We start from the raw sequence: 26,928 nt of genomic DNA, 5'->3' as shown, positions 1-26,928 counted from the left end.
GCGCCGCCGCGGGCCACGACCGTGTCCGCCGCTGCGGCATCGGGCTGCTCGGTCTCGGCTCCACGCCCGAACGCGCCACCGCCGCCGAACAGGCCGTGACCGGCACTGCGGCCGGCGAGATCGACCCTGTCGAGGTCGGGCGGGCCGCGATGTCGACGCTCCAGTCCGTTCCGGCCGACCTGCACGGCTCGGCCGACTACCGCCGGCGCGTCGGGGCCGCGATGGTCACCCGAGCCTGGCAGCGCGCGCTCCGGGAGGCTCACGATGGATGAAGTACAGATCAGGCTGCGCGTCAACGGCCTGGAGCGCCGCGGGCGGGTGGAGCCACGGCTGACGCTCGCCGACTTCCTGCGGGAGCACTGCCATCTGACCGGCACGCACCTCGGCTGCGAGCACGGGGTGTGCGGTGCCTGCACGGTGCTGCTCGACGGTGCGGCGGTGCGCGCGTGCCTCGTGCTCGCGGTGCAGGCCGAGGGCCGCGAGGTCACCACGATCGAAGGCCTCGGCACACCGGAGAACCTCTCGCCGGTACAGGTCGCCTTCCAGGAGAACCACGGCCTGCAGTGCGGGTTCTGCACGCCGGGTTTCGTCGTGTCGGTCACCGCCCTGCTGCGGGACAACCCCGACCCGACCGACGAGGAGATCCGCGCCGGCCTGTCCGGCAACATCTGCCGCTGCACCGGCTACCAGGGGATCTTCAAGGCGGTACGGGCCGCGGCCGGTAACACACCGTGATCGGCGGTCGGCCGCGCCGCCGCACGGGCGGGACGCCCGCGGCCCGGTCCCCGGGGGATGCCGTGGCGGTCGGCCGCCCGTTCCTGTCGATGCCGGCCCTCCGCCCGGGGCCGGCCTGTCCACCACTGTCCGCCCCTGGTCGTGGGCCCTACCTGCCTGTCGGTGAATGAGATCATGGATCTGAGCAACGAGTTCCGCGTCGACGCGAGCCCGGCCGTCACCTGGTCGGTTCTCACCGACCTCGAACGCATCGCGCCCTGCCTGCCGGGAGCCCAGCTTCAGGAGGTGGAGGGCGACGAGTACCGCGGCATCGTGAAGGTCAAGGTCGGCCCGGTCACCGCGCAGTACAAGGGCACGGCGACCTTCCTCGAACGTGACGAGGCCGCCCACCGGGCCGTCCTGAAGGCCGACGGCCGGGAGACCCGCGGCCAGGGCAACGCGTCGGCCACCATCACCGTGACGCTCGCCCCCGACGGCACCGGCACCCAGGTCAGCGTGCTCACCGACCTGAAGATCACCGGGAAGGTCGCCCAGTTCGGCCGAGGTGTGATCAGCGACGTCAGCGCCAACCTGCTTGGGCGCTTCGTCGAGTCCCTGGAGTCCACGGTGCTCCGCGGCGACACCACCACCACCCCCGCCTCACCCACCCCCGCCTCACCCACCGCCGGGGACCCCGTCCCGGCGGCTGCGCCGGCCACGGGCGCGGCGAGCGGGCCGGTCGAACCCGCACCCGCGGTCCCCGGTCCCGGGCTCCCGCCGGCACCCGCCCCGGCCGCCCCCGGGGCACGCACCATCCACCAGCCCGAACCCGAGCCCGTCAACCTGTTCGACGCCGCCGGCTCACCGGTCGTCAAGCGCCTCGCCCCGGTCCTCGTGGCCTTTGTCGCGGGCTGGTTGCTGAGCTCTCTGTTCCGCCAGGGTCGCGGCTGAGTTCCGCCTCTCCACTACCGTTCGAAGGGCGCCATGGGCAACCCCGCTGCCACGACAGCCACCGCCACGCCGACCGCCGCCCGTTACGCGGGCACCCGGGTGAACCGGGTCGAGGACCCACGACTGCTCACCGGGCAGGGAACCTACGTCGACGACGTGATGCGTCCGGGGATGCTTCACGCGTGCTTCGTGCGCAGCCCGTTCGCCCGCGCGCGCATCGTCGGCATCGACATCTCGGCGGCGGTGGAGCTGGAGGGCGTGCACGCGGTGTTCGTCGCCGCGGACCTCAACCCCGACATCCGCGAGCAGTGGTACGCGATCGTCGGCCGCGACAGCCCGGACACCCCGCGCCCGGCGCTCGCCCAGGACGAGGTCCGGTTCGTCGGTGATCCCGTCGCGCTCGTCATCGCGGACAACCGCTACATCGCGGAGGACGCCGTCGAGCTGGTGGACGTGGAGTACGACCCGCTGCCGCCGGTCGTGTACTACGTCGACGCCCAGGAGTCGACGGAGCTTGTGCACGGGCAGTATCCGAACAACGTGGCCGGCCGGCTGGACAGCGGCGCGACGGATCAGGTGGACGAGGTGTGCGCCACCGCGGCGCTCGTCGTCGAGGAGACGATCTACCAGCAGGCGTACGCGCCCGTCCCGATGGAGACCCGCGGCATCGTCGTGGAATGGTCCGGCGGCGAGCTCACGATCTGGGCGGCATCGCAGTCGCCGCACGAGCTGCGGGCGTTCGCCGGGCGGCTCCTCGGCCTGCCGGAGCACCGTATCCGCGTGATCATGCGGGATGCCGGCGGTGGCTTCGGCCAGAAGGTCCTGGCTCTGCGCGAGGACATGTGCATGCTGCTCGTCGCGCGGAAGGTGCCGGCGCCGGTCAAGTGGATCGAGGACCGGCGGGAGAACCTCATGGCGGCCAACTCCGCGCGCCACGAGCACGGGGCCATGCGCTTCGCCTTCGACGAGGACGGCGTGATTCTCGCGGCGCAGATCGACCACGTCCAGGATGTGGGCGCCTATCCCACCCCGTGGCCGGTGGGCACCGCCGCCGCGGTCTGCCTGATGTTCCCCGGCCCCTACCGCGTCCCGGCCGCGGCCTGGTCGACGACGTCGGTGTTCTCCAACACGCTGGGTCGCAGCGCCTACCGGGGGCCGTGGCAGTACGAGTCCGTCGCCCGCGAGGTGCTGCTCGACGTGGCCGCGCGGCGGATGGGCATCGATCCCGTCGAGCTGCGCCGGCGCAACTTCCTGGCCCGTTCGGACATGCCGTACGTGAACCCGTGCCACATGCCGTACGACCACATGTCCCCGCGCGAGGTGTTCGAGAAGGCACTGGAGCACTTCGACTACGACGCGTTCCGCCGCGAGCAGGCCGAGGCCCGGGCGAACGGCCGTTACATCGGTATCGGCACCTGCAGCTACGTGGAGCCCACGACCTCCGCGATGGGCTTCTACGCGACGGAGGGCGCCACGGTCCGCGTCGAGCCGAGCGGCACGGTCAACGTGTATCTCGCCGGCGGCTCGACGGGCAACAGCCTGGAGACCACCGCCGTGCAGATCGCCGCCGACACGCTCGGCGTCGACATCAGCGACGTCAACACGATCCAGGGGGACACCGCGATCACGCCCTTCGGCGGGGGGACCGGCGGCAGCCGCAGCGGTTCGATGATCGCTGGCGCGGTCGGGGTGACCGCGGGCGAGCTGCGAGAGCGCATCATCGCCATCGCGGCGCACCGCCTGGAGGCGGCGGCCGAGGACATCGAGCTCGCGGACGGGCGGGCCACCGTGCGCGGCACCCCCTCGATCGGCCTGTCGCTCGCCGAGATCGCGAACCTGGCGTACTTCGATCCCGCCGCGCTGCCGCCCGGTGTGCAGCCCGGGCTGGAGGCGAGCGGCCGGTACCAGGCGCAGGCACCGATGCTGTGGGCCAACGCCACCCACGTCTGCACCTGCGAGGTGGACACCACGACCGGGGTCGTCACCTTCCTGCGCTACCTGGTCAGCGAGGACTGCGGCCCGCGGATCAACCCGAGCGTCGTCGAGGGCCAGATCGACGGCGGGACCGTGCAGGGCATCGGCGGGGCCCTCTACGAGCACCTGGCCTACGACGAGGACGCCAACCCGGTCGCCACCACGTTCATCGACTACCTGCTGCCGACCATCGCCGAGGTGCCGCTCATCGAGCACGTGCACGTCGAGACGCCGGGGCCGGGCCCGGGGGGGTACAAGGGCGTCGGTGAGGGCGGCGCGATCGGCGCGCCCCCGGCCGTCATCAACGCGGTCGCGGACGCACTCGCGCCGTTCGGCGTCTCCGTCACCCGCCTTCCGCTCACGCCGGCGGCGATCGTCGCGCTCCTCGACGAACGGACGGCCGGATAGGAGACCGACACCGGGCCGAATGCCGGTCGTCGCCATTCGGGCGGTGCGGTTCGTCGCCGGGCGAGCGTCACCCTGGCGAGCCGGCGAAGTATCCCCGCAGCCCGCGCAGGGCCTCGTCGAGGAACTCCTCGATCGTCCTGTCCTCGTGTTCCAGCCATTGTTCGTAGGCGGACAGGGCGAGCGCGAGGGTGACCTGGCCCACGGTACGCGGCAGCAGGTCGTCCGCGGTCAGATCGTGACGTTCGGCGACGTAGGAGGCTATGACCTCGCGCCACCGCCGGTACTTGAGAACGGAGTGGGCCTGCAGCGTGGGTGTTCTGAGCAGCAGGGTCATCCGTTGCCGGTGCTGGGCCGCGGCCTCGTGGTCCACGTGGTTGAAGGCGAGCACCGCGCGGTGCACGGCCTCGTGGACGGGGATGTCACGGGGCATGCCGGCCAGGGACTTCTGCAGTTCGACGAGGCTCTCGTCGAACTGCCCCCAGGGTATGTCGTTCTTGGACGGGTAGTACCTGAGCAGGGTCCTGCGCCCGACTCCCGCGGCGTCGGCGATCGCGTCCAGGGTGGTGGCGTCGAACCCCCGCTCGGTGAACACCGCGAAGGCCGCCCGCTCGATCGCGGCGTGATCGGTGACGGGTGGGCGGCCCTTCGGCCGTTTCGATGGGGTGGCCACGCGTACAAAATATGGGCGCTGTGACATCCGCGGGTCACGTCGGGTCTCCCGCTGCGCCCGGGACGAGGGCGCGCCGTGATGCCCGTCGGCCGTCCGGGGTCGGGCCCCGCGTTCACAGCCGTGGCGCCGCGGGCAGGGGCGGGCGCAGGCGCCCGTCGCTGGCGGCCTCGCCGCTGTGGATCAGCTCGCACACGTTGTCGACCATCCGGCGCAGGATGCGCTCTCCTTCCTGGGCGGTGGCGGCGGTCGGGTCGCCGAGCACCCCGGACGGGGCGACGGCGGCCACTCCGCCGGTGACCAGGGCGGGTAGCAGCTCGTCGAGGGAGGTGGTGTTACCGGCTGCGGCCCGGGTCATGTCCACCTGGTCGGGTGCCAGGTGGAGCATGAGCGAGGTCTCGGTGAACCCGGCGTGCGCGTCGGCGGCGTCGGCTTCGCACGGCACCCACGCCACGTCGTGCCGTTCCTCGCGCAGCTGGGTGACGGCTTCGGTGAGGCCACGCAGGTTGCCGCCGTGGGCGTTGACGAACACCACCGGGCCGGACCAGGTGGACAGCGAGCGGATCAGCTCGACCAGTACCAGGTGCAGGACCGGGCCGCCGATGGAGATCGTGCCCGCGAACGACTGGTGCTCACCGCTGGCGGTGTAGGTGAGGGGTGGTGCGACCAGGACGGGTTCGGCGGGGCGCCGCCGGAGGAGGAGCTGCGCCGCGCCTTCGGCCACCGCGACCGCGATCGTGGTGTCGGTGACCAGGGGCAGGTGCGGCCCGTGCTGCTCGCAGGACCCCACCGGCACCAGGACGAGCGGCCTGCCGGCGATGTCGGTCCAGGCCTGCCCCGACAGTCCCGTCCGGCCCGCGTCCGTTCGTGCCGCGCCTGCCCGGCCCGTGTCCGTCCTGCCCGCTCCGGTGGTCATCGCGCGGGCGCCGCGCCGAGCGTGCGGGGGAAGCCGTCGGGTACCAGGACGTCGTCCGGGGTCAGTTCGTGGATGGAGGAGTGCCCGAGGGACAGCAGGGCGGAGTCGATGCCGTTGCGCAGGACGTCCAGGACGTTCTCGACCCCGGCCTGCCCGCCGGCGGCCAGGCCCCACAGGTAGGCGCGGCCGATCATGACCGCCCGCGCGCCGAGCGCGAGTGCCTTCACGACGTCCCCGCCCCGGCGGATGCCCCCGTCCATGAGCACCTCGACGTCGGTACCGACCGCGTCCACGACCGCGGCCAGGGCCCGGATCGGGGCCGGAGTGCTGTCGAGGTTGTTGCCGCCGTGGTTGGAGACCGAGATCGCGCTGACCCCGGCGTCGCGGGCGCGGCGGGCGTCGTCCACCCGGGAGACGCCCTTGAGCATGAACGGCCCGTCCCACTGCTGGCGCAGCCAGGCGATGTCCTCCCAGCTCGGCGGGGGTGTCTGCATCCATTCGCCGTACGCGCCGAAGAACACCGGGGCCTGCTGGCCGGGTTCGGCCAGGTTCGGCACGCTCAGGTCGGGAAGCCGTCCGGTGCGCAGGTACTGGAGCAGCCACGCGGGCCGGGACACGCCCTGGGGTGCCAGCTTGACCATGGTCTTCAGGCCGAGCCGCTCGGGGATCCACGGGCTGCCCCAGTCGCGGCTGTGCGAGAACGACCAGTCCAGGGTGACGATCAGGCCGACCGCTCCGGCCTGCCGGGCGTGCTCCATCCGCCGGATCATCCAGTCACGGGTGCCCATCCAGTACATCTGGAAGAACGTCTGCGGGTTGGCGGCGATGACGTCCTCGATCGGCTTGCTGGCGAACGAGGACAGGCCCATGGCGGTGCCCCGTGCCGCGGCGGCCCGCGCGACCGCCACCTCGCCGTCGGGGTGCACCGCCTGCACCCCGGTCGGGGAGATGAGCACCGGTAGGGAGATCGGCTGGCCCAGGACCGTGGTCTGCTGATCACGCTTGGGGGACAGCCCCGCCACGTGCGGCGCGAAGCCGAGCTCGTCGAACGCCGCGGTGTTGTCCCGGTAGGACACGCCGGCCTCCGAGCCGGCCAGCAGCGCGCTGTACACCGACTTCGGCAGCCTGCGCCGCGCACGCCGTTGTGCCTCGGCGACCGACTCGAACCATGTGCTGCTCATGCTCCACCTTTCGCGGCGCTCCCACGGGAGCAGCCGAGTGCGATCTCGTCTCAGCAGGCGGGGGGCGAACCCGGCCAGCGGGCTCTCGGCACACGCCGAGACCGGCGGTGCCGCCGGCGCGCGCCGGAGCGGATCAGCCAGCGCGTCCTGCCCGCGGCCTCCTCCCGGCGAGGAGCCGCTGTCCCCGGCATGCGAGAACATTAATGACACTCGGGGCTAAAATGAAGCCCTGTCCCGAAATCGGGCGACCTGATCCCGCGGTTGCGTCAGGGCCAGGTTGGCGGGGCGCCCCGCGCGGTTCGCCGGTCGTATGTCCCTTGACGCGCGGATCCGGGTGGCACTAAACAGCTGTTTAGTGCGGTCGACGGTGCGTCACCAGCACTTCGGGCAGGGATGCGGAGGGGATCATGCCCGACGTCTCGATGATCATAGGCGGGGAGCGTCGAGCTGCCCGGTCGACCTTCGGTGTCGTGAACCCGGCGACGGGCGAGGTCCACGCGCAGGCTCCGGACTGCACCGCGGAGCAGCTGGACGAGGCGTTCGACGCCGCGGCGAAGGCCTTCGTCGGCTGGCGCGGGGACGAGGACGCGCGTCGGGCCGCCCTCGCCGAGGCCGCGAATCGACTCACGGCCTCGGCGGACCAGATCGGCCCGGTCCTGACCGCCGAGCAGGGCAAGCCCCTGAAGTCGGCGAAAAGGGAGGCGTTCGGAGCCGGCTACTGGCTCAAGTACTTCTCCCAGCTGGAGATACCTCGAGAGGTCATCCAGGACGACGCCCGTGCCCGCGTCGAGGTCGTGCGCCGCCCGGTGGGGGTCGTCGCGGCCATCACCCCGTGGAACTTCCCGATCATGCTGGCGACCTGGAAGATCGCGCCTGCGCTGCTCGCCGGGAACACGATGGTGCTCAAGCCGTCACCGTTCACGCCTCGCAGCACCCTGCTGATGGCCGAGATCCTCAGCGAGGTGTTCCCGCCGGGCGTGCTCAACGTCGTGTCCGGGGGAGACGAGCTGGGTAGGTGGATGACCTCGCACCCCACCCCGCGCAAGATCAGTTTCACCGGGTCGATCGCGACCGGCAAGCACATCGCCGCCTCGGCGGCCCCAGACCTCAAGCGCCTCACCTTAGAGCTCGGCGGCAACGATCCCGCGATCCTGCTCGATGATGTCGACCCCGCCGCCATCGTGGAGAAGCTGTTCCGGGGCGCCTTCGACAACAGCGGGCAGGTCTGCTCCGCCATCAAACGCCTCTACGTCCCCGAGGCGCTGCACGATCAGGTCGCCGACGCCCTCGCCGCCCGTGTCGCGGCGGCCAGGGTCGGTGACGGCATGGATCCGGACACCGAGCTCGGGCCGGTCCAGAACCGGCCGCAGTACGAGCGGGTCGGCGAGCTCGTGGCCGACGCGCTCGCGGGCGGCGCGACCGCGCTCACCGGCGGGGCCCCGGTCGGCGGCCCCGGCTACTTCTTCCAGCCCACCGTGATCACCGGGGCGGTGGAAGGCACCCGGATCGTCGACGAGGAACAGTTCGGCCCGGTGCTGCCGATCCTCCCGTACCGCGACGTCGACGAGGTCGTGGCCCGGGCCAACGCGACGACCTTCGGACTCTCGGGGTCGGTGTGGTCCGCGGACCCCGACCGGGCCGGCGCCGTGGCCGAGCGGCTGGAGTGCGGAACCGCCTGGGTCAACGCCCATGTCGCCCTCGGGCCTCACCAGCCTTTCGGCGGGGCGAGGTGGAGCGGACTCGGAGTGGAGAACGGCCCCTGGGGACTGGCCGGCTACACCGACATCCAGGTCCAGCACCGCGCCAGAGGCTGAGGCCGCCGTCAGACTGGCCGGCACGTTCGACTGCTGTCATGGCTCGCTGCCGGCCTCCGTCGAGGTTTCGAAACGCTGCAACAACCGTTCCACGAGAGCCAGTGCCTCGGTGTGGCCGTCGGTGATCCCGAGCATGTCCTCCGCCACGAAGCCACGGCTGACGACTCCGATCATGAACAGGATGATGGTGGGTGAGACCTGGGCCGGGTCGACTCCGCACTCCTCCAGCCGGCTCGAGAGGAGTTCGGTCTGCAGGCGCCGGAACTGCTTCGCGTACTCCGCGATCTCCTGGCGGATGCTCTTGCGGTGGTTCGCGAGCGCCATGAACTCGGTCAGCAGCGACGTGCCCGCGGGCTCGATGCTGGACTCCCACAGTCCGCGCAACGGTTGAGGTGATGTCAGGACGCGTCTCTGACGTTCGAGGTTCTTCTCGGCGCCGCGCCGGAAGAGAGCGAGGAACAGGTCATCCAATGTCGGGAAGTAATAGTGGATCAGTGCGGGTGTGACGCCGGCCGCGCTGGCCACACTGCGTGAGCTCACCGCGGCGTAACCCTCGTTTCGCATCAGTCGTTCGGTGGCGTCGAGCAGGAGCACGCGAGTCTTCGAGCTCTCGGTGCCGGTACGGCGTGGCGTGGTCATGTCCTCATTCTGGTTGACGCCGGCACGCAGCCATGCTGAACTTTTGTTCAGCGCGACGTGGGGAGAGTCTCACCGATCCGGCGCAGCTGGGTCGATCGTCCCGATGGCTGCCCCGGCGAGCCTCTGGCGCACGCCGACGTCCCCTGACGGTGGGTGACAGGCGAGGGTGGCGGTGTGACCTGCCGCGCGATCGCTCGCTGGTAATCCCCGACAAAGATCGCGGAGAGGGCTCCCCTGGTATCCCTTATCAGGATCCGGTGTTCTGCACGGCGGCAAGGGACGGGCTTGGCCGACCGTGCCAGAAGATTGCCAGGTCGTCACGGGCCCGGGTTGCGGCCACGAACAGCAGGGATGCGGCTGCGGTCGCTCGTTCGGAGGACTGTCCTCGCACCGTGCGACGACAACCGCGATGGTCCGCGACATCGCCATGCTGACGCGCGGCTCCTACCTCGATGCACTACGGGCGAGCCTCGTCGACCAGGGCTGGGTTACCGTGTCCGCTGATTCACTGGCTGCCGGGATGGCTCGACTCGTCCATGACTGGCCCGTCGGTGCCGTGGCGGAACGCAGACTCGACACCGGGGGTGCCTGGCAGATCGTTGATCCGAAGATGCCCGCGGTCGGTGCGGAATGGACCACCATTACCGGCGCCAAGGTCATGCTGGACCCGAAGACCAAGGGTTTGCACAAACCGTGCGCCGCGATGAAGCTCCTGCCCGCGCTGCCCGAGCTGAAACCCGTAGGAAAGCCCGTCGAGTACGTTCACATGAGTGAGATGGTGTTCATCGGAGAGAGCGTGGAGGTCTTCGACGACCCGGACGGCCCCAAGGACGCGGACTACCGCGACATGCGGGTCTGGAAGGGCACGGGCGCCAGCTGTTCCTGGACCGCTCACTCCTGCCGCCCCTGCGAGACCCGCATTCCGTACCTGATCTGCGACGTCCCCACCAACATGATCGGAGAACCGGCCGGCTGAGGAGCCCGCCGGATAGTCGCACATCAGCCCGGCAGAGCGCCGTGGCCCGGGCGCAGGAATCCGCTGACGTGACCCCGGCCGTGCTCATCGTCTGCAGGTCATGTCGGCGCCGTCCATACGATGAAGCCCATGAACGCGGGTGACGGGGCGGCCGGAGCGGAGTCGCGAACCAGCGCCGAGCCGGAGATGCTGGTCGTCGCCGATGCCGCGGCGTGGCGGGCATGGCTGGACGTGAACGAGGCCGTCTCCGACGGGGTGTGGCTGTTGCTGGCGAAGAAGGGCACCACGTCTCCAACCTCGCTGAGCTACGACCTCGCGCTCCAGGAGGCGTTGTGCAGCGGCTGGATCGACGGGCAGAAGAAGAGCATGGATGCGATGACCTTCCGGCAGCGGTTCACCCCACGCCGCAGGGCCTCGCTGTGGTCCGAGCGGAACATCGGCCTCGTGACGCGTCTGACGGAGGAAGGCCGGATGCGTCCCCGCGGGCACGCCGAGATCGAGGGCGCGAAGGCGGACGGACGCTGGGACCGGGCCTATCCGGGAGCTGCGAGGGCGCAGGTCCCGGATGACCTGGCGGCCGCGCTGACCGCCTCATCGGCTGCGGCGTCGGCGTTCGCGGGTTTGAACGGCCGTAACCGTTATGCGGTCCTGCACAGGATCATGACCGCGCCGAGTCCGTCGAGCCGGGCGAATCGCCTGGCGACGCTCGTCGGGATGCTCGAACGCGGCGAGACGCCTTACCCGCAGTGACCGGGTCGGATGCCGCGGCCTGCGTGACGACGACGTGATGCGGCTGCACCAAGTCCGCTTCGGGGTGACCAACCGACTTTCGACGTGCTTTACGAGCTTGGAGACGGACGGGCCGGGCACGACCTGGCTGACCGTGAGGTCCGCGGTCCGCAGTGAGATCTCCCTACGATCTTCTGGGTGATCTCTGGAGCCTTCTTGAGATCCTCAATTGATTCTTGGACCGGGGGAGTCATACCAGGCAGGTGCGCACCTCCGCGCCGTACTCACGTGTCGATCAGTAGCTGGTCGCGTGCGGTAGCGAACAGTTGCTGTTGGGCCGCCAGCTTCGTGGGCGTGGCAGCGGTGTCGAAGAGCAGCTGGTAGACATGGCCTGCTTTGCCCGCGACGAACAGCTCGACACGCTTACGGGGTTCGGCCTGGCCGGCCCAGTGATAGTCGATTTCCAGCCAGAGGGCGTCCTTGCCGCTCTGCCGGGTCGGGTGGGTGACGACCGTGAGGTCGGCCATGGAGGACTCGGTCGTGTCGCGGTACCAGGCGAGCTGTCCGGCAGAGGCAGCCTCGGGCGTCGATCCTACGAGGTGTCCCGCTTGACGCTCATGGCGTAGCCCTCGTTCGGGGAGTGCCAGGTGCTCTGGAGATCGTTGTCGACCACCTGAGTCCAGCCGTCCGGAACGGCGAAGGTGACGCTGAGACCGGGTGCGCTGACACGGCGCCAGCCACTTGGCAACACGGGCGGAGGAGACGCCTCCGGACCGGTCGGCGTGGTCGACGCGGATGAGGCCGGTGCGGCCGGCGTCTCGGAAACGCCCGAGGTCACGGGGGCACCGGCACCGTAGGCGAGGGACTGGTTAAGTGATGAACCACCGGTGAGCGGTACTCCGAACACCGCTAACAGAAGACCAGCCACGGCGACAATCGCCGAGACCAAGGCGGCGATTTCCCCCACACTCATCCGCCGCCCCGCGTCACCCGGACTAATCACTTGGCTCCCCCGCCCCCTATACCGCCTGCGCCATGGTGACATTCAACCGCGCGGTCCACACCCAGTTCACCTTCCAGGAATCCCACCACCGCCTGGCCCGCAAGATCTTCCATGGGCAGCGCGGGGAACTGCGCCAGGCCTACCGGGAAGGCCAGGAAGACCAGCTCGGCGCGCTGGGCCTGGTCCTCAACGCTGTCGTGCTGTGGAACACCCGCTACCTCGCCGCCGCAGCCGCACTGGCCGGGCACCTCCGCCAGATCGTCGTCGGCCAGGGGAGCGGGATCAGTCACGGGACCGATGATCCCGCGCGTCCCGCACCGGCGGTGTGGGCCGGAGCTGGCCGCGTACGAGGAGGGCTTCGTCATGGCGTGCGCCGCGACGGCACGAGGCACCGTGTGCGCCGTCCGGGACCCGGATACCGCGCACCCGAGCGCCCCGAAACCGCCGGCGCTGTGGCATGAACGTGGCCTGGTGTCGGAACCGCGCGAGTCGTGGGATGCCGAGCCCGTCCTATATCCAGGTGAGCCGGTGAGCACCGGGCGAGGAAAGGCCGGCGGCTCCGGTCGGACTGCCGGAGCCGCTACGGCTGCGCACCCTCCGCCGGCGGCTCGATGATGAGCTCCGGCATCCAGCCGTCCGCCGACGTGGCCAGCTCCTCGACGAAGTCGTCATCGGTACCCCCGCAACAGCGGGGCTGGTACGAGGCCGAAAAAGTGGTATCCGTCCCACGCCGCCAGCAGCATGACGGTGGTCGGGTGGTCCTTCCGCGGCAGCGGCTCGCTCTGGCTGGTCAGCGCGGCGCCGAGTGTGTCACGGATCTCGGGAACGCGATCGCCCTCGCTCAGCAGCAGGCGGAACAGCCGGTCGAACCGGCGAATGCCGCGGAACATCCTTCGCGGGACCAGAACCTTTGCCTGCTGCGGGTCGTCGACCACGGGCATCGGTTGCCGGTCAGCGGCCGAAACCAGCACAGAATTGGCCGGACATGCAAAGACGGCCAAGGGTGTGGCGGCGATGATGAGCCGGCAGGGCACCGTCGGCGAACTCGGGAAGCAGGCGGCATCGGCCGGAAAAGCCGGCAAACGGCGCCGCCCGGGCCCGGTGCCGTTGTCGTATGCAGAGTTCCGAGCGCGTCATCGCGGCGGTCCGGCGGACTCCGCGACGGGCGACGACGAAGGTGGGTGCGCATGGCTGACTTCACGAGCCACCATTCGTGGGTCTCGGCCGCGGTCTCAGCGGTGGAGCACGACCTTTGCCCAGGAGGCGCGGCGCGCTTCGTCGCCGTCGCGCCGTCACGGGCAGCGGGCGGTTCCAGATGAAGCGGGTCGCCGTGGTGACGGGCGGTGCGTCGGGGATGGGACTTTCCATCTGCCGGCATCTCGCCGACCGGGGCCACAGAGTCGCCGTGGTCGATCGCAACGGTTCGGCCGCGCGGCAGGCCGCGAAGGAGCTGGCCGCGGACGGGGCGGAGGCGTTGGCGTGCGAGGTCGACGTCACCAGCCGTCCGGCCGTGGAGAACGCGCTGAGCCAGGTCCGCGAGGAGTTCGGCCCGGTGGAGATACTGGTCACGAGCGCGGGGCTCGCGGCGTTCGAGCCCTTTGCCGAGATCACACTCGAGTCCTGGAACAGGGTGATCGAGGTGAATCTCACCGGGACTTTCCACTGCGTTCAGGCTGTGATCCCTGACATGGTCGCGGCGCGGTGGGGTCGTATCGTGACCCTCTCGTCGTCAAGCGCTCAGCGGGGTTCGCCCCGCATGGTCCACTACGCCGCGTCCAAAGGTGCCGTCATCGCCATGACGAAGGCCCTCGCGCGGGAGTACGCGTCGTTCGGGATCACGGTGAACAGCATCCCGCCGTCGAGTATCGACACACCGATGTCCCGCAGCGCCCAGGCGGCCGGCGACCTGCCGGACAGCGGGGTCCTGGTGAACGCGATCCCGGTGGGCCGGCTGGGGACGGGTGATGACATAGCCGCCGCCTGCGCCTTTCTCTGCTCCGATGGCGCCGGTTTCATCACCGGCCAGGTCCTCGGGGTGAACGGCGGGAGTGTCATGTGACGGCGGGCCCGATGCCGCGCCGACCCCCGTACCGCCACCTGGCAGCCGTGCCCGACAGAGCCGACCCACAGGCCGACCCACCGAGCTGACCCGGAGCCGGATCCGCGTCCGGCAGCGGACCCACCCGAAACGGAGGAATGACTGTGGCACGATGGCCGAAGCCGGCTGAGGGAAGCTGGACGGAACACTACCCGGAGCTGGGAACGGGGCTGGTGTCGTACGAGGACTCGATCTCGCCCGATTTCTACGCGCTGGAACGGGATGCGATCTTCAGGCGTGCCTGGCTGAACGTGGGCCGGGTCGAGCAGTTACCGCGCAGCGGGAGCTACTTCACCAAGGAGATCGAGGCCGCCAGGGCCTCGATCGTCGTCGTGCGCGACAACGACGGTCAGGTCCGGGCCTTCCACAACATCTGTCGCCATCGCGGCAACAAGCTGGTGTGGAACGACTTCCCGCGGGAGGAGACCGCCGGTAGCTGTCGCCAGTTCACCTGCAAGTACCACGGCTGGCGGTACGGCCTGGACGGCGCCGCCACCTTCGTGCAGCAGGAGGGCGAGTTCTTCAACCTGGACAAGAAGGACTTCGGCCTCGTCCCGGTGCACTGCGACGTCTGGTCCGGATTCATTTTCGTCAATCTGGCGAAGGAGCCCGAACAGTCGCTGCCCGATTTCCTCGGCCCGATGGTCACCGCGCTCGGCGGATATCCGTTCGACACGATGACCGAGCGCTTTTACTACCGCGCTGAGGTCGGCGCGAACTGGAAGCTGTTCATGGACGCCTTCCAGGAGTTCTACCATGCGCCCATTCTGCACGCCCGGCAGACGCCGTCGAAGTTCTCGACGGCGGCGCAGCAGGCGGGGTTCGAGGCGCCGCACTACCGCATCGACGGCCCGCATCGGCTGGTCAGCACGGCCGGTATCAAGGCGTGGGAACTGGATCCGGAGATGCGCAAGCCGATGGAGGACATCACCCGCAGCGGCCTTTTCGGGCCCTGGGACGAACCGGATCTCGGCGTCGAGAAGATGCCGGCGGGTCTCAACCCGGCCGGCTGCGAGCCGTGGGGTCTGGACTCGTTCAATCTCTGGCCGAACTTCGTGATTCTGATCTGGGCGGGTGGCTGGTATCTCACCTACCATTACTGGCCGACGTCGCACAACACGCACACCTTCGAGGGGAACCTGTATTTCGTTCCCTCCCGGAACGCGCGGGACCGGGTTGCCCGCGAGATGGCCGCGGTGACCTTCAAGGAGTACGCGCTGCAGGACGCCAACACGCTGGAGGCGACGCAGTCGATGCTCGAGTCCCGGGCTGTCGCCGAGTTCCCGCTGAACGACCAGGAGGTTCTCTGCCGGCACCTGCACAAGGTCGCGGCCGACTGGGTCGGGGAATACCAGCACAACGGCGCGGGGGCGTGAGCCCGATGCCGACCCTGCTGCCGGGCGAGTTCGCCGATCTTGAGCCCTACGCCACGGTCTGGTGCCTGGCGACGGAGGCCGAGCGCTACGGGAGACGGCTCGCCGGCTCGATGCCGGAGATGCAGGAGTTCTACGACGCGATCACCCCACGCGCCGAGGCCGCGATCGCGTACTGCGACCGTTTTCCGTTGGACGAGATGCCGGAGACGGCGCTGAACCTCCTGCACCTGCTGTACTCGATGATCAGCGTGTCCTTCGCGGTCGAGGCGTGGAAGCAGCCGCGGATTCCCGATTCCGGCGCCGCCGCGGTCGACTGCGTCATCGAGCCGGTCCCGTGACCGGCGTACCTGGTGCTACCGGCGTGACCGTTCTGCGCGCGGCGCGCTGGGTCGACGTCGACGCGGGGACGGTGCGGTCGCCCGCGATCGTGGTGGTCGAGGGGAACCGCATCACCGCGGTGAACCCGGCCGCACCGCCCACCGACGCGACCGAGATCGATCTGGGCGATCTCACCCTGCTGCCGGGCCTGATGGACATGGAGATCAATCTCCTCCTCGGTGGCCCCGAGAACCCGACGGGCCTGCCGAACCCGCTGCACGGCGTCCAGGACGACCCGGTGTACCGGACCCTGCGGGCGACGGTGAACGCCCGTACCACGCTGCTGGCCGGTTTCACGACGGTGCGCAACCTCGGGCTGATGGTCAAGACCGGAGGGTACCTGCTGGACGTGGACCTGGCCCGGGCGATCGAGGCGGGCTGGGCGCAGGGGCCCCGGATCGTGGCCGCCGGTCACGCGATCACGCCCACCGGCGGGCACCTCGACCCGACGATGTTCCAGCGGCTCGCGCCGCACATCATGCCGCTGGGCGTCGAGGAGGGAATCGCCAACGGCGTCCCGCAGGTGCGCGCGGCGGTCCGCTACCAGATCAAGTACGGTGCCGGGGTCATCAAGATCTCGGCGTCGGGCGGGGTGATGTCGCACAGCACGGCCGCCGGCGCGCAGCAGTACTCCGACGAGGAGATCGCGGCCATCGTCGACGAGGCCCACCGGGCGGGGCTCAAGGTGGCTGCCCACGCCCACGGCGACGCGGGCATCCGGGCCTGTGTCCGGGCCGGGGTGGACTGCATCGAGCACGGCTCACTCGCCAGCGACGACACCATCCGGATGATGGTCGACCACGGGACCTTCCTCGTCCCCACCAGCTATCTGTCGGAAGGCCTCGACATCTCGAAGGCGCCGCCCGCGCTCCAGGCGAAGGCCGCGGAGGTCTTCCCCCGGGCTCGGCGGACGCTGGGTAGGGCCATCGAGGCCGGGGTGCGGATCGCGTGCGGCACCGACGCGCCCGCCATCCCGCACGGGCACAACGCGAAGGAGCTGTGGGCTCTGGTCGACCGCGGCATGACCGCGATGCAGGCGCTGCGGGCCGCCACGGTCACCAGCGCCGAGCTGATCGGTGTCGATGACCGCGGCCGCCTGGCGGCTGGTCTGCTGGCCGACATCATCGCGGTTCCCGGAGATCCATCCGATGACATCACGGCCACGCAGGACGTGCGGTTCGTGATGAAGGACGGTCTCGTCTACAAGAACGAGTAGTAAACGAGTAGTACGGGCGTGGCGCTGGACCAGACCAGACGATCGGACCGCGGCCGGCTGGTCCCAGCGCCACCTGGCTCACATCTGGGAGCAGAGCGTCGCGAGGAAAGCCTGTGTCCGCCGCTGGGACTCGACGCGCTCGGCGCGGTCGGCTCCGAGCGCGACCACGCGGGCCGCGAGGTCGGTGACTCCCGCGTCGCGGAAGCCGCGCAGGCGTTCCACGATGGCGGATTCGTCGCCGACGGCCATGACGTCGCCGACGTCCCTGGCATCCCCGTGGTCGAGGAGCCGCTTGTAGTTGGGCGAGTAGTCGGCGTGCCCGAGGACCTCGTTCGCCGCGGAGCGCGCGGCGTCGACCTCGCCGGCGGGGCACAGGGCGACCGGAACCCCGGCGACGATGCGCGGTGCCGGTCGCCCGGCGTCGGTCGCGGCCTTCGTGATGCGCGGGACGACATAGTCGCCGATGGCCCGCTCGTCCGCCATCCAGAGAATGGTTCCGGAGGTCTGCTCGCCGGAGATGCGGAGCATGACCGGTGCCAGCGCCGCTATCAGGGTCGGCGTCGGGACGAGGTCGGTGACGTCGAGCGGGCTGTGTACCCGGTAGGTGTCGTTGTCGACGTCGATCCGCCCCGGCCTGGCGAACGCCGCGTTCAGCACCTGGAGGTAGTTCCGCACCAGGTGGGCGGGGCGTTCGTAGGAGAGGCCGAGCTGGTCCTCGATGATCCAGTGGTGTGACGGCCCGATCCCCAGCGTGAAACGCCCCTCGCAGACCGCCTGGGTGGACAGCACCTGCTGGGCCATGACGACCGGATGGCGGGTCTGGACCGGCACGACCGCGGTGCCCAGCTCGATGCGACGCGTCGCCTGGCCCATCAACGTGACCACGGTCAGCGCGTCGAAGTAACCGGGAATCTGCGGCATCCACATCGAGGCGAAGCCCGCCTCCTCCGCGCTCTGGGCGTCGGCGATGAAACCGCGCACCCGCTCCCGGTACTGCCGGTCCCTGTCGGAACCGATCATCAGGCCGATTCGCATGGGTGCCTCCTGGGATCTGGGACGGGGATTACCCGGGACAAGGTCGCTATGTCACTTCTCCTTCGTCAGCGGTCCTGGGTGAACAGCGGTCCTGGGCGAACAGCGGTCACTGGTGAATCAGCGGTCACTGGTGAACAGGAACGCCTGGGCGAGCGGGCCGCCGCCGCCCGTGACGAGGCCGACCTCGGCGTCGGTGACCTGCCGGGTGCCGGCCTGGTTCCGTAACTGCAGGAAGGTCTCGTAGGCCAGGCCGAAGCCGAGGTAGCGGCCCTCTGACAGTTGGCCGCCGGAGGTGTTGAGCGGCAGATCACCGGTGCGGGCGATGCGCGTGCCACCTTCCACGAACGGGCCCGCCTCGCCGCGGCCGCAGAAGCCGAGCGCCTCGAGCCACAGCAGGACGAAGATGCTGAACCCGTCGTAGAGACCCGCGACGTCGACGTCGGCGGGCCGCAGCGAGGTACGCGACCAGAGCTGCTCGGCGGCCTTCGTCGCGGCCATGACGTCGAAGTCCGGCCAGAACTCCCAGCTCGACGTCATCGGCCGCCCACCACCCAGGGCCTCGAAGAAGACGGGCCGGTCGACGTCACGGCGGTGGTCGGCGTGCGAGACGACGAAGGCGATCGACCCGTCCGCCGGGATGTCGCAGTCGAACAGGCCCAGCGGTTCGCTGATCATCCGTGCCGCGAGGTAGTCGTCGATCGTCATCGGGTCGCGGTAGATCGCGTCCGGGTTGTCCGCCGCGTTCCGCCGGTCGTTCACGGCGACCCAGCCGAGCTGCTCCAGGGTGGTGCCGTAGCGGTCGAAGTGGTGCCGGGCCCACAGCGCGGCGAACTGCACGGGCGAACCCACCCCGTAGGTCGTCTTCCACGGCGCGGCCCCGGCCCCGGGCCCGGCCATCACGGCCGGACGGCGGCCGGTCCCCTGGCTGGTCGCCTCCCCGACGGTCCGGTAGACCAGCACATGCCGGGCGAGGCCCGTGGCCACCGCGTGGGCGGCGATCCCGAGGATGCCGATGACGTTGGCGCCGTCGCCGCAGCCGAGGATCCATGACAGGTCCAGCCGCAGGAGGGTGTGGAGGTCGCCGACCCGGGGGCCGCCGAAGCCGTGCGGGGCGGGGTGGTCGGGCCAGGAGGTGAGCCCGTCGATGTCGCGCGGGGTGAGCCCCGCGTCGGCGATGGCCGCGAGACAGGCGTCCAGGGTCAGCTCGATCGCGGGCCGGTTCAGCCGCCGCCCGGACGCGGACCGCCCGATGCCGGAGACGATCGCCCGGCGCTCGATGTTCATGACGTCAGCGCTCATGGGACCGGCCGGAACATCGGTACGAACACGTCACCTCGTTGCTCGAAGGCCACCTCGACCTCCATGCCGGTCGTGACCGCCTCGACGTCGCAGTCGACCAGGTTGGTCAGCAGGCGCAGGTCGGGCTGCTCGGCGAGGACCACCCGGGCCACGACGTAGGGCGGCTCGTAGCCGGGCACCCACGGGCGGCGGACGACCGTGTAGGTCTCGACGGTGCCGCGGCCCGAGACCGGCCGGGACCCGATCGAACGGGAATAGCAGCCGGGGCAGATCGGCGCCGGCGGGTGGAACAGTCGTTCGCACGCGGTGCAGGCGCTGATCAGGAGCTGCCCCTGGGCACCTCCGTGCCAGAAGTCGCGGCTGTCGTCGTCGACCACGGGTATGGGCCTGTCCTCGCCGGTCAGAGGATCGCCCCGCCGGCTTTGAGGTCGCCGATCTCGTCCCACGAGAGGCCGAGGTCGAGGAGTACGGATTCGGTGTGCTCACCGTGTTCGGGGGCACGGCTGGGCTGGCTCGGCCGCTGGTCGAACTGCACCGGCGTGGCCACCAGCGGCAGGGAATGGCCGTTGCCGAGATCGACGTCGGCGAACAGGCCGTTGGCCTTCACCTGGGGGTCCTCTGCGAGCTCGTGGGGGTACTGGCTGGGCGCCCACTCCCCGTCGAACTCCGCGAGGACGGCCCGCCATTCGTCGAAGGTGCGTTCGGCGAAGACGCCCTCGAGCCACTCGACGCACTCCCGGGCGTTGCGGCGGCGGGCCTCCATGTCCACGAACCGGGGGTCGTTCGCCGCGGCCGGCTGACCGATGCTCTTGCACAGGTGTGGCCAGTAGCGGTCGGGAGCGAGCATCTGCAGGACGATGACCCGGCCGTCGGCCGTGCGGTACGGCAGCATCAGCGGATTCGAGGCCTCGTACCGGCTCCGGGCGGCGACCGGCCCGCCGGGGCCGTTGAGGGTGGCGTTCATGAGATCCATCTGGACCTGCCACATTCCGGACGCCAGCAGCGAGGCGTCGACCGTGGAGGGTTCGCCGGTCGTCGACCGGTGGTACAGCGCCGCGCTGATGGCACCGGCGATGCTCAGCCCGCCGACCACGTCCCCGAACGCCGGGCGGGGCATGGCAGGCCAGGGCGCGTCGGGGGCGGTGAAGATCTGCTGCATTCCGCTGCGGGCCCAGTAGGCGCCCGCGTCGTACCCGCCCCGGCCGGCGTCGGGCCCCTGGGCGCCGAACGCGGTACCCCGTACGTAGATCACCGCGGGATTGTCGGCCCGGACGTCGGCCAGCTCGAGGTTCAGCCGGGCGCGGGTGTCCGCGCGCAGGTTGGTCACGAAGACGTCGCTCGCGGCGATGAGCCGGGACAGCAGCTGCCGGCCGGCCGGATTCTTCAGATCCAGGGCGACGGATCGCTTGCCCCGGTTCGTGGCCTGGAACTGGACGTCCACGCCGTGCCACAACTTGTGTAAACCGGCTGTGACCAGGCCGCGGTAGGGATCGCCGGTCTCGGGGTGCTCGATCTTGATGACCTCGGCACCCCACTCGGCGAGCACGGCCCCCGCCATCGGGACGAACACGTGCGAGGCGACTTCCAGGATGCGCGCCCCGGCGAGCGGCGCCGGGCTCACGCCGTTCTGCCGGGCTGGTGCGCGTGCGCGAACTGGCCGACCGTGGTCAGCCGGCGCTCCACGGTGCCCCGCGAGACGATCGAGATGTCGTGGCCGGCGGCCTCCTTGCGCAGCGCGCCGACGGTGCACCGCTCGCGCGGCCGGATCGGGAAGGGATCGAAGGAGTACACCTGCATCGCGTTGCGATGAGTGATCTTTTCCACCTGCAGGTCGGTCAGTCCCGCCACGGCGTCGATCACCACTTCGGGTGAACGTGGCCAGGTGCTGTCGGAGTGGGGGTAGTCGCACTCCCAGGTGACCATGTCCTCGTTCATCCGGTCGAGGTTGGCCACACCGAAGTCGTCGACGATGAAGCACGTGACGACATGGTCACGGAAGATCTCGCTCGGCAGGCGGCCGCCGAGCTCGGGGCGGGTCCAGGCACGGTGCTGCTTGTAGGTGTAGTCGGCCCGCTCCAGGAAGTACGGGATCCAGCCGATCCCGCCCTCCGACAGGGCCACCTTGAGGTTCTTGAACTTCTGGAAGATGGGCGACCAGACGAGGTCCGCGGCGGTCGGGAAGGTCTTGATGGCGGCGCAGGTGATCTCGACGTTCATCGGGGCGTCGGGTGCCGTGACCACGCCGATGGCGCCTGACCCGATGTGCACGCAAACGACCGTCTCGGTCTCCTCGCACGCCGCCCAGAACGGGTCCCAGTGATCGCTGTGCAACGACGGGAGGCCGAGGGCGTAGGGGTTCATCGAGAAGCTGACCGCATGGGAGCCCTTGGCCGCCGTCCGGCGGATCTCCTTCGCCATCAGCTGGGGGTCCCACAGCGGCGGGATCGAACAGGGGATGAACCGGTCCGGATACGCGCCGCACCAGGCGTCGATGTGCCAGTCGTTGTAGGCGGTGAGGACGGCAAGGGCCAGGTCGGGGTCCTGGTCGGCCCGGCTGGCGAAGAACTGACCGCAGAAGCGGGCCATCGACGGGAAGTTCAGGGAGGCGAGCACGCCGTTGGCGCTCATGTCCTTGACCCGCTCGTGGACGTCGTAGCAGCCCCGTCGGATCTCCGCCAGCCGCGCCGGCTCCAGGCCGTACTCCTCGGGCGGGCGGCCGGCCACCGCGTTCAGGCCGGAGCTGCGGGCCTCGCCCTCGCCGAACACCCACTTGTCGCTCACCTCGTCCGAGACGAGCCGGGGCGCCCGGTCGGCGTACTTCGCCGGGATGAAGCCCTCGAACATGTCGGGGGGCTCTATCACGTGGTCGTCCACGCTGATAAGGATCAAGTCGTCCATGTTCATGGGGCCTCCCCAGTTGCTTCCCGTTGCGGCATTCGAGGCAGCGGTGCCCTGTAGGTTCCATCATCGGGCCCCGTGCCCTGGCCGTCTTTGCGGGTTCGGCCAAGTCCTTGCCCGTTTCGGCCGGGCGGTCGTGGCCCCGGTAATCCCGCCGTGTCTTTCCGGTGGCTGGTCTGGGACTGTCCGCGATGTTTTTCGCCGTGCGGCGAGCCTCCGCCGTGCGGAGAGGCGGCCAAATCGGTCGCCGACGGTGAGGGCGAAAGCACCGAACTGTCAGCCGCGGACGCGCTGGCGGTAGGCGGTGGGAGTCTCTCCGGTGTACTGGCCGAAGGCCCGGGTGAATGCGCTCACGCTCTGGAATCCGACGGCGAGGGCGATCGTGATTATGGTCTGGTTCTGGCTGTCCTGAGCGAGTAGCGCCATGGCCTTGAGTAATCGGCTCTCGAGGAGGTACCGGCGCCAGGACATGCCGGTCGCGGCGAGAAACGCCCGGCGCAACGACCTTTCCGACGTCCCGATGGCCGCGCACAGCTGGGGTAGCGAGACGTCGGTCAGGTGTTTGTTGGTGTAGTCCATGGCGGCGGCGACGAGCGGGTCGGGAGTGGTCGGCAGGCACAGCGGGGTCTCGTGGTCGAGCCATTCGACGACGAGGTGGGCAAGGGCGTCGAAGAAGGCCTCCGCCATGGGCTCCGTCGCCGTCCTCTTGATCGGCCATCTCCTGGCGTACAGGACCATTTCCCGGATCACCGGAGCAGCGGCGAGTATCCGGACCCGATCACCTGCCGACAGGCCCATCACCGGGTCGAAGAACACCGAGACGGCCTTGACGTTGCTCCAGGTGCTGCAGTGGATCGTCCCGGCCGGAATCCACACGGCCTGTTGCGGCGGAAGAAGGTAGCGTGCCGTCGCGGTCTCGACCTCGACGACCCCCTCGAACGCGTACTCCATCTGGTGCAGGTCGTGGGAGTGCCACCCGGTGACCACTTCGTCCCTGACCTCGAGCGTGTACGTGCCGGCTCGGATGACTGGCCCCCCCTCACCCTCACAGCGGACGTTGGCCGAAACGGGCAAGGTTGGGGAGGTAGCCGCGGCAGGCGTCATGGGGTGACGGTAGTCCAGTGGCGGGAGCGCGCCAAGGTGACCGCAAGTAGCACGAATCTGGCCGGATGCGCAAAGACGGCCACCGCGGTGCCGCCGATGATGAACCGCAGGGCGCCGCCGGCGAACCCACCGAGCGGATGGCCGCGGCTCGCGGCGCCGGCCATCGCGATTCTCCCGTGCGAGAGGGGCCTGGCAATGCTGCTCGGTCGTGCACTGATGGGCGACACCTCGTGCTTCGGCGAGGTGGTGGATGATCGCTTCCACCTCCTCTCCGGCGGCATGCTGGAGGGGTACCGCCGTGTCGGGCGGTCCCTGCCGCTTGCGGATCTTGTGCTCGGCGCGCCCCTGACCGGCGTCCGGCTCATCGCCGTGATGGGCGGCTTCCTCGAGCCGGGCACGTCGCGCCCGCCGGGGATCCAGCCGATGTGGGTGCCCAAGGCGTGCGGGTTCGTCGGTGGCGACCGCGCGCAGATCCGGGTGCCCGCGGCGCTGACCGGGGCGGTGCAGATGGAGGCCGAGCTCGCCGTCGTCGTCGGCCGCCCGCTGCGCGGCGCGTCACCGGCCGAAGCGGCCGAAGCCATCTTCGGCTGGACCGTCTTCAACGACGTCACCGCGGCCGAATATGTGGCGCCCGGCCTGTGGGCGACGGCGAAGTCGATCGACGGGTTCGCGTCGTGGGGCCCGTGGATCCGGCGGGATCTCACCGAACGGCGCGTCCTCGAAGGGCTGGCGATCACCGGGACCCTCAACGGGAGCAAGGTCCAGTCGGGAGACACCCGGTATTTCAGGTTCGCGCCGAGCGAGATCCTGAGTCACATCAGCCATCGGATCAGCCTCTTCCCCGGCGATGTCGTCACGCTCGGAACGCCACCGCCGGCCGTTGACGCCGCCGCCGGCGACCACATGGTGTGCGAGGTGGAGGAGGTCGGCGTCCTGACCAACCAGCTGCTCGCCGCCGGGAGCGAGCAATGACCGGAGGAGTCCGCCCCGGCCGACGCCAGCCGGAGACCGGGTTAGACGAGGAGGGGCTGTGACGACGGAGCAGGCGGCGGGGCCGGCGCTCGATGTGCGGCGTCGGCTGTACGAGCTGATGACGCTCATGAAGGCGGCCGACGATCGGCTGAGCAAGGGGATCGCCTCGGGCGAGCTGCAGTGCGTGTACTGGCCCTCACGGGGCCAGGAGGCGATCGCCGCGGCGGTGGGCGTGGTCCTCCGCCTGGACGATCAGCTGGTCACGACGTACCGCGGACTGCACGACCTGATCGGCAAGGGCGTGCCGCTGGTCGAGATCTACGGCGAGATGCTGGGCCGCCAGGTCGGCTCCGGCCGCGGCAAGGGCGGGACGATGCACATCGCGCATCCCGACTCCGGCCTCATGATGTCGACGGGGATCGTGGGCGCGGGGCCCCCGGTTGCGGTCGGGCTGGCCATGGCCGCACGGCGCAAGGGCCTCGACCGGGTGACGGTCGCCAGCTTCGGTGACGGGGCCACGAACACCGGTTCCTTCCACGAGGCGGCGAACATGGCGGCGCTGTGGGACCTGCCGCTGGTGCTGGTCTGCCAGAACAACCAGTACGCCGAGATGACGCCGACCGGGCACACGATGAAGATCGCCCAGGTCGCGGACCGGGCGGCCGGCTACGGGATGCCGGGCGTCCGCGTCGACGGCAACGACCCCCTCGCCGTCGTCGCCGCGCTGGAGGAGGCCGTCGAGCGGGCGAGAGCCGGCGCCGGCCCAACGCTCCTGGAATGCGTGACGTTCCGGTTCCGCGGCCACTACTTCGGCGATCCGATGAAGTACATCCCGACGGAGCAGATGGACGCGGCGATCGCGGCTGATCCGCTCCCGCGTTTCCGGTCACGTCTGTTGGACGACGGGGTCTGCGGTGCGCGGGAGCTCGACGAGATCGAGACGGCCGCCGTCTCGGCGGTCGACGAAGTGCTGGCCGCCGTTCTGGCCGCGCCCGCCGCGGCACTCGACGAGCTGGACCGGGACGTGTACGCCGATCCGCGCAACTGCCCCGCGTAGCGCGACTGCCCCCGTAACGCGCGCTTAGAACGTGCATTCCGTATCGAACGTGGCCTGGCAATGAGGTGGACGTGGACGAACGACGGATGACGATGCGCGAGGCGTTGAACCTCGCCCTGGACCAGGCGCTGGAGCGTGACGAGCGCGTCTTCCTGATCGGCGAGGACATCGCCGACCCGGGGGCATCCGGCCCGACCGCCGGGCTGTCGAGCAGGTACGGCACCGAGCGGGTGCTCGACACGCCGATCTCCGAGGCGGCGATCGTGGGCGCGGCCATCGGAGCCGCGATGGAGGGCTTCCGTCCGGTGGCCGAAATAATGATCATGGACTTCATCGGGATAGCCGCCGACCAGATCATCAACCACGCGGCGAAGATGCGGTTCATGACCGGGGGGCGGACAACCGCGCCCATCACCGTGCGCACACAGATCTACGGCGGACTCGGCACCGGCGCCACGCACTCGCAGTCGCTGGAGGCGTGGTTCATGCACATTCCCGGGCTGAAAGTCATCGTTCCCTCGACGCCGCGCGACGGCAAGGGCCTGCTCACGTCCGCGATCTTCGACGACGACCCGTGCATCTTCCTGGAGACGATCCGCCTGCAGGGCCAGCGTGGAATGGTGCCAGTCGACCCGGGATTCTCGATCCCGCTCGGCCAGGCGGACGTGAAGCGTGCCGGCACCGACGTAACGTTGATCAGCTACGGCCGGGGGGTCGTCGAGTCGCTCGGCGCGGCGGACGCGCTCGCGCGCCAGGAGATCAGTGCCGAGGTACTCGATCTGCGTACCCTCGTTCCGCTCGACACGGCGGCGATCATCGAATCGGTGCACCGCACAACGCGAGCGGTGGTGGTGCACGACGCCGTGCAGTTCGCCGGCCCCGGAGCGGAGATCGTCGCCATTCTTCAGCGCGAGCTCTTCGACCGGCTCTCGGCGCCGGTGGAACGGGTGGGTGCCCGGTTCGTGCCGAACCCGGCCCCGCCGGCGCTGGAGTCGCAGGTGTACCCGAATTCCGAAAAGATCATCGCCGCCGTCCACCGGACGCTGCGGTGGAAAACCACCAGGGAAGGTGCCCGTGGCTGACTTCACGATCCGCATTCCACGCGTATCGGTCGCGATCTCGGAGGCGGAGCTGCTCGAGCTTCTCGTGGAGGAGGGGGCGCGCGTGGAGGAGGGCGACCCGCTGTTCGTCATCGCGACGGACAAGGTCGAATCCGAGGTGCAGGCCGGCGCGTCCGGCACGGTGCACTGGAGCGGCGCGGTGGAGACCGTCTACGAGATCGGTGCCGAGATCGGGACGATCAGCGCGTCCAGCTGACGCCGGAACCGATCAGCTGACGCCGGCACAGACCAGCTGAGGCCGGCGCTGAGAGGAGGTTGATGTCGATGGCCGTCACCGACGACCGCCGGGCCGACGCTGCCCGTGACGTCCCGTTCGCCATGCGGGACCCGTTACACGTACCACGTGAGCGCTATTATGACCGAACCTTCTTCGAGCTCGAGAAGGAATATCTGTGGCCGCGC

Annotated in this window: 28 protein-coding genes and 2 pseudogenes; 16 read left to right on the top strand and 14 right to left on the bottom strand. The window is 70.0% G+C overall.

What is annotated here, in order from left to right; all coding sequences use genetic code 11:
• The 4 genes and pseudogenes from AC559T_RS32785 to AC559T_RS32770 form a co-directional block, all read left to right on the top strand.
• Window positions 1-272: pseudogene (locus AC559T_RS32785) on the top strand (FAD binding domain-containing protein); the annotation flags it as partial.
• The gene (locus AC559T_RS32780; protein WP_071067189.1) at window positions 265-735 is read left to right on the top strand and encodes a (2Fe-2S)-binding protein; all 471 of its coding nucleotides are present in this window, start codon (window positions 265-267) and stop codon (window positions 733-735) included. The pseudogene AC559T_RS32785 and the gene AC559T_RS32780, both read left to right, overlap by 8 nt.
• Before the next feature lie 174 nt (window positions 736-909).
• Window positions 910-1,665 carry an SRPBCC family protein gene (locus tag AC559T_RS32775; RefSeq protein ID WP_498871147.1) on the top strand — a complete coding sequence of 252 codons (756 nt, stop codon included), beginning with the start codon at window positions 910-912 and terminating at the stop codon, window positions 1,663-1,665.
• A 33-nt stretch (window positions 1,666-1,698) separates the two neighbouring features.
• Window positions 1,699-4,047 (top strand): xanthine dehydrogenase family protein molybdopterin-binding subunit, encoded by a 2,349-nt coding sequence (locus AC559T_RS32770; protein WP_498871146.1) that lies wholly within the window; start codon window positions 1,699-1,701, stop codon window positions 4,045-4,047.
• A 67-nt stretch (window positions 4,048-4,114) separates the two neighbouring features.
• Here the strand turns inward: AC559T_RS32770 and mftR are convergent, their stop codons facing one another.
• From mftR to mftD, 3 genes are all read right to left on the bottom strand, one after another.
• Window positions 4,115-4,717: a mycofactocin system transcriptional regulator MftR gene (gene mftR, locus AC559T_RS32765; RefSeq protein ID WP_235013678.1), complete on the bottom strand. Its 603-nt coding sequence runs from the start codon at window positions 4,715-4,717 to the stop codon at window positions 4,115-4,117.
• Between the two features lie 112 nt (window positions 4,718-4,829).
• Window positions 4,830-5,630, bottom strand: a complete 801-nt coding sequence (mftE, locus tag AC559T_RS32760) for a mycofactocin biosynthesis peptidyl-dipeptidase MftE (protein ID WP_498871145.1) — start codon at window positions 5,628-5,630, stop codon at window positions 4,830-4,832.
• The gene (mftD, locus tag AC559T_RS32755; RefSeq protein ID WP_498871144.1) at window positions 5,627-6,811 is read right to left on the bottom strand and encodes a pre-mycofactocin synthase MftD; all 1,185 of its coding nucleotides are present in this window, start codon (window positions 6,809-6,811) and stop codon (window positions 5,627-5,629) included. Before mftD ends, mftE begins: the two co-directional genes overlap by 4 nt.
• Before the next feature lie 407 nt (window positions 6,812-7,218).
• On the opposite strand from mftD, the gene AC559T_RS32750 reads away from it, so the two are divergent.
• Window positions 7,219-8,625, top strand: a complete 1,407-nt coding sequence (locus AC559T_RS32750; RefSeq protein WP_498871143.1) for an aldehyde dehydrogenase family protein — start codon at window positions 7,219-7,221, stop codon at window positions 8,623-8,625.
• A 36-nt stretch (window positions 8,626-8,661) separates the two neighbouring features.
• Here AC559T_RS32750 and AC559T_RS32745 read toward each other — a convergent pair whose 3' ends face one another.
• Window positions 8,662-9,264, bottom strand: coding sequence for a TetR/AcrR family transcriptional regulator (locus tag AC559T_RS32745; RefSeq protein ID WP_071067183.1), 603 nt, complete (start codon window positions 9,262-9,264; stop codon window positions 8,662-8,664).
• A gap of 295 nt (window positions 9,265-9,559) precedes the next feature.
• On the opposite strand from AC559T_RS32745, the gene AC559T_RS32740 reads away from it, so the two are divergent.
• Window positions 9,560-10,240: a DUF7715 family protein gene (locus tag AC559T_RS32740; RefSeq protein ID WP_498871142.1), complete on the top strand. Its 681-nt coding sequence runs from the start codon at window positions 9,560-9,562 to the stop codon at window positions 10,238-10,240.
• A gap of 129 nt (window positions 10,241-10,369) precedes the next feature.
• A complete protein-coding gene (locus AC559T_RS32735; RefSeq protein ID WP_498871141.1) occupies window positions 10,370-10,990 on the top strand; it encodes a YdeI/OmpD-associated family protein in 621 nt (206 codons plus the stop codon).
• A 263-nt stretch (window positions 10,991-11,253) separates the two neighbouring features.
• On the opposite strand, the gene AC559T_RS32730 is transcribed toward AC559T_RS32735, so the two are convergent.
• Window positions 11,254-11,496 (bottom strand): hypothetical protein, encoded by a 243-nt coding sequence (locus AC559T_RS32730; protein ID WP_498871140.1) that lies wholly within the window; start codon window positions 11,494-11,496, stop codon window positions 11,254-11,256.
• 65 nt (window positions 11,497-11,561) lie between these two features.
• The gene (locus AC559T_RS32725; protein ID WP_498871139.1) at window positions 11,562-11,720 is read right to left on the bottom strand and encodes a hypothetical protein; all 159 of its coding nucleotides are present in this window, start codon (window positions 11,718-11,720) and stop codon (window positions 11,562-11,564) included.
• Between the two features lie 335 nt (window positions 11,721-12,055).
• Here AC559T_RS32725 and AC559T_RS32720 point away from each other — a divergent pair.
• A pseudogene (locus tag AC559T_RS32720) lies at window positions 12,056-12,199 on the top strand (Tn3 family transposase); the annotation flags it as partial.
• 441 nt (window positions 12,200-12,640) lie between these two features.
• Here the strand turns inward: AC559T_RS32720 and AC559T_RS32715 are convergent.
• Window positions 12,641-13,054, bottom strand: a complete 414-nt coding sequence (locus AC559T_RS32715) for a hypothetical protein (protein WP_498871138.1) — start codon at window positions 13,052-13,054, stop codon at window positions 12,641-12,643.
• Window positions 13,055-13,287: 233 nt separating this feature from the next.
• Here AC559T_RS32715 and AC559T_RS32710 point away from each other — a divergent pair, with 233 nt between their 5' ends.
• From AC559T_RS32710 to AC559T_RS32695, 4 genes are all read left to right on the top strand, one after another.
• Window positions 13,288-14,031 (top strand): SDR family NAD(P)-dependent oxidoreductase, encoded by a 744-nt coding sequence (locus tag AC559T_RS32710; RefSeq protein ID WP_131627653.1) that lies wholly within the window; start codon window positions 13,288-13,290, stop codon window positions 14,029-14,031.
• Window positions 14,032-14,174: 143 nt separating this feature from the next.
• Window positions 14,175-15,446 (top strand): aromatic ring-hydroxylating oxygenase subunit alpha, encoded by a 1,272-nt coding sequence (locus AC559T_RS32705; RefSeq protein WP_071067177.1) that lies wholly within the window; start codon window positions 14,175-14,177, stop codon window positions 15,444-15,446.
• 5 nt (window positions 15,447-15,451) lie between these two features.
• A complete protein-coding gene (locus AC559T_RS32700) occupies window positions 15,452-15,784 on the top strand; it encodes a hypothetical protein (RefSeq protein WP_071067192.1) in 333 nt (110 codons plus the stop codon).
• A 23-nt stretch (window positions 15,785-15,807) separates the two neighbouring features.
• Entirely contained in the window at window positions 15,808-17,040 is a 1,233-nt protein-coding gene (locus tag AC559T_RS32695; protein ID WP_498871137.1) for a metal-dependent hydrolase family protein, read from the top strand.
• Between the two features lie 78 nt (window positions 17,041-17,118).
• Here AC559T_RS32695 and AC559T_RS32690 read toward each other — a convergent pair whose 3' ends face one another.
• The 7 genes from AC559T_RS32690 to AC559T_RS32660 all read right to left on the bottom strand — a co-directional run bounded on the left by AC559T_RS32690 (window position 17,119) and on the right by AC559T_RS32660 (window position 23,540).
• Window positions 17,119-18,075, bottom strand: coding sequence for an LLM class F420-dependent oxidoreductase (locus tag AC559T_RS32690; RefSeq protein ID WP_498871136.1), 957 nt, complete (start codon window positions 18,073-18,075; stop codon window positions 17,119-17,121).
• 117 nt (window positions 18,076-18,192) lie between these two features.
• On the bottom strand, window positions 18,193-19,374 hold the full coding sequence (locus tag AC559T_RS32685) for a thiolase family protein (protein WP_498871135.1): 1,182 nt from the start codon (window positions 19,372-19,374) through the stop codon (window positions 18,193-18,195).
• Window positions 19,371-19,778 (bottom strand): Zn-ribbon domain-containing OB-fold protein, encoded by a 408-nt coding sequence (locus AC559T_RS32680; RefSeq protein ID WP_112107179.1) that lies wholly within the window; start codon window positions 19,776-19,778, stop codon window positions 19,371-19,373. The genes AC559T_RS32685 and AC559T_RS32680 overlap by 4 nt, the downstream gene beginning before the upstream one ends.
• Window positions 19,775-20,995, bottom strand: coding sequence for a CaiB/BaiF CoA transferase family protein (locus AC559T_RS32675; protein WP_112107174.1), 1,221 nt, complete (start codon window positions 20,993-20,995; stop codon window positions 19,775-19,777). The genes AC559T_RS32680 and AC559T_RS32675 overlap by 4 nt, the downstream gene beginning before the upstream one ends.
• Complete coding sequence (locus AC559T_RS32670; RefSeq protein WP_498871134.1) at window positions 20,992-22,278, bottom strand: amidohydrolase family protein; 1,287 nt, start codon at window positions 22,276-22,278, stop codon at window positions 20,992-20,994. Before AC559T_RS32670 ends, AC559T_RS32675 begins: the two co-directional genes overlap by 4 nt.
• Window positions 22,279-22,548: 270 nt before the next feature.
• Window positions 22,549-23,259: an AraC family transcriptional regulator gene (locus tag AC559T_RS32665; protein WP_112107176.1), complete on the bottom strand. Its 711-nt coding sequence runs from the start codon at window positions 23,257-23,259 to the stop codon at window positions 22,549-22,551.
• Window positions 23,260-23,372: 113 nt separating this feature from the next.
• Window positions 23,373-23,540, bottom strand: a complete 168-nt coding sequence (locus AC559T_RS32660; protein WP_160144298.1) for a hypothetical protein — start codon at window positions 23,538-23,540, stop codon at window positions 23,373-23,375.
• A 31-nt stretch (window positions 23,541-23,571) separates the two neighbouring features.
• Between AC559T_RS32660 and AC559T_RS32655 the strand changes: the two genes are divergently transcribed.
• The 4 genes from AC559T_RS32655 to AC559T_RS32640 all read left to right on the top strand — a co-directional run bounded on the left by AC559T_RS32655 (window position 23,572) and on the right by AC559T_RS32640 (window position 26,722).
• Entirely contained in the window at window positions 23,572-24,348 is a 777-nt protein-coding gene (locus AC559T_RS32655) for a fumarylacetoacetate hydrolase family protein (protein WP_112107172.1), read from the top strand.
• Between the two features lie 58 nt (window positions 24,349-24,406).
• The gene (locus AC559T_RS32650) at window positions 24,407-25,405 is read left to right on the top strand and encodes a thiamine pyrophosphate-dependent dehydrogenase E1 component subunit alpha (RefSeq protein ID WP_112107170.1); all 999 of its coding nucleotides are present in this window, start codon (window positions 24,407-24,409) and stop codon (window positions 25,403-25,405) included.
• 86 nt (window positions 25,406-25,491) lie between these two features.
• Window positions 25,492-26,487, top strand: coding sequence for an alpha-ketoacid dehydrogenase subunit beta (locus AC559T_RS32645; protein ID WP_083390743.1), 996 nt, complete (start codon window positions 25,492-25,494; stop codon window positions 26,485-26,487).
• Window positions 26,480-26,722, top strand: coding sequence for a biotin/lipoyl-containing protein (locus AC559T_RS32640; protein ID WP_041255984.1), 243 nt, complete (start codon window positions 26,480-26,482; stop codon window positions 26,720-26,722). The genes AC559T_RS32645 and AC559T_RS32640 overlap by 8 nt, the downstream gene beginning before the upstream one ends.
• The last annotated feature ends 206 nt before the right edge of the window (window positions 26,723-26,928 follow it).

It is taken from the genome of Frankia sp. Hr75.2 (assembly GCF_949319125.1).
Taxonomy (GTDB): Bacteria; Actinomycetota; Actinomycetes; order Frankiales; family Frankiaceae; genus Parafrankia; species Parafrankia soli.
The sequence above is the reverse complement of the archived record's forward strand: the minus strand, read 5'-3'. Positions and strand labels throughout refer to the sequence as shown.

What these genes read in the sequence shown, in the direction of transcription:
- AC559T_RS32780 (WP_071067189.1), top strand. Translation starts at nt 265, where the DNA reads ATGGATGAAGTACAGATCAGGCTGCGCGTCAACGGCCTGGAGCGCCGC.
- AC559T_RS32775 (WP_498871147.1), top strand. Translation starts at nt 910, where the DNA reads ATGGATCTGAGCAACGAGTTCCGCGTCGACGCGAGCCCGGCCGTCACC.
- AC559T_RS32770 (WP_498871146.1), top strand. Translation starts at nt 1,699, where the DNA reads ATGGGCAACCCCGCTGCCACGACAGCCACCGCCACGCCGACCGCCGCC.
- mftE (WP_498871145.1), bottom strand. Translation starts at nt 5,630, where the DNA reads ATGACCACCGGAGCGGGCAGGACGGACACGGGCCGGGCAGGCGCGGCA.
- mftD (WP_498871144.1), bottom strand. Translation starts at nt 6,811, where the DNA reads ATGAGCAGCACATGGTTCGAGTCGGTCGCCGAGGCACAACGGCGTGCG.
- AC559T_RS32750 (WP_498871143.1), top strand. Translation starts at nt 7,219, where the DNA reads ATGCCCGACGTCTCGATGATCATAGGCGGGGAGCGTCGAGCTGCCCGG.
- AC559T_RS32745 (WP_071067183.1), bottom strand. Translation starts at nt 9,264, where the DNA reads ATGACCACGCCACGCCGTACCGGCACCGAGAGCTCGAAGACTCGCGTG.
- AC559T_RS32735 (WP_498871141.1), top strand. Translation starts at nt 10,370, where the DNA reads ATGAACGCGGGTGACGGGGCGGCCGGAGCGGAGTCGCGAACCAGCGCC.
- AC559T_RS32730 (WP_498871140.1), bottom strand. Translation starts at nt 11,496, where the DNA reads ATGGCCGACCTCACGGTCGTCACCCACCCGACCCGGCAGAGCGGCAAG.
- AC559T_RS32710 (WP_131627653.1), top strand. Translation starts at nt 13,288, where the DNA reads ATGAAGCGGGTCGCCGTGGTGACGGGCGGTGCGTCGGGGATGGGACTT.
- AC559T_RS32700 (WP_071067192.1), top strand. Translation starts at nt 15,452, where the DNA reads ATGCCGACCCTGCTGCCGGGCGAGTTCGCCGATCTTGAGCCCTACGCC.
- AC559T_RS32690 (WP_498871136.1), bottom strand. Translation starts at nt 18,075, where the DNA reads ATGCGAATCGGCCTGATGATCGGTTCCGACAGGGACCGGCAGTACCGG.
- AC559T_RS32685 (WP_498871135.1), bottom strand. Translation starts at nt 19,374, where the DNA reads ATGAGCGCTGACGTCATGAACATCGAGCGCCGGGCGATCGTCTCCGGC.
- AC559T_RS32670 (WP_498871134.1), bottom strand. Translation starts at nt 22,278, where the DNA reads ATGAACATGGACGACTTGATCCTTATCAGCGTGGACGACCACGTGATA.
- AC559T_RS32660 (WP_160144298.1), bottom strand. Translation starts at nt 23,540, where the DNA reads ATGGCCGGCGCCGCGAGCCGCGGCCATCCGCTCGGTGGGTTCGCCGGC.
- AC559T_RS32655 (WP_112107172.1), top strand. Translation starts at nt 23,572, where the DNA reads ATGCTGCTCGGTCGTGCACTGATGGGCGACACCTCGTGCTTCGGCGAG.
- AC559T_RS32645 (WP_083390743.1), top strand. Translation starts at nt 25,492, where the DNA reads ATGACGATGCGCGAGGCGTTGAACCTCGCCCTGGACCAGGCGCTGGAG.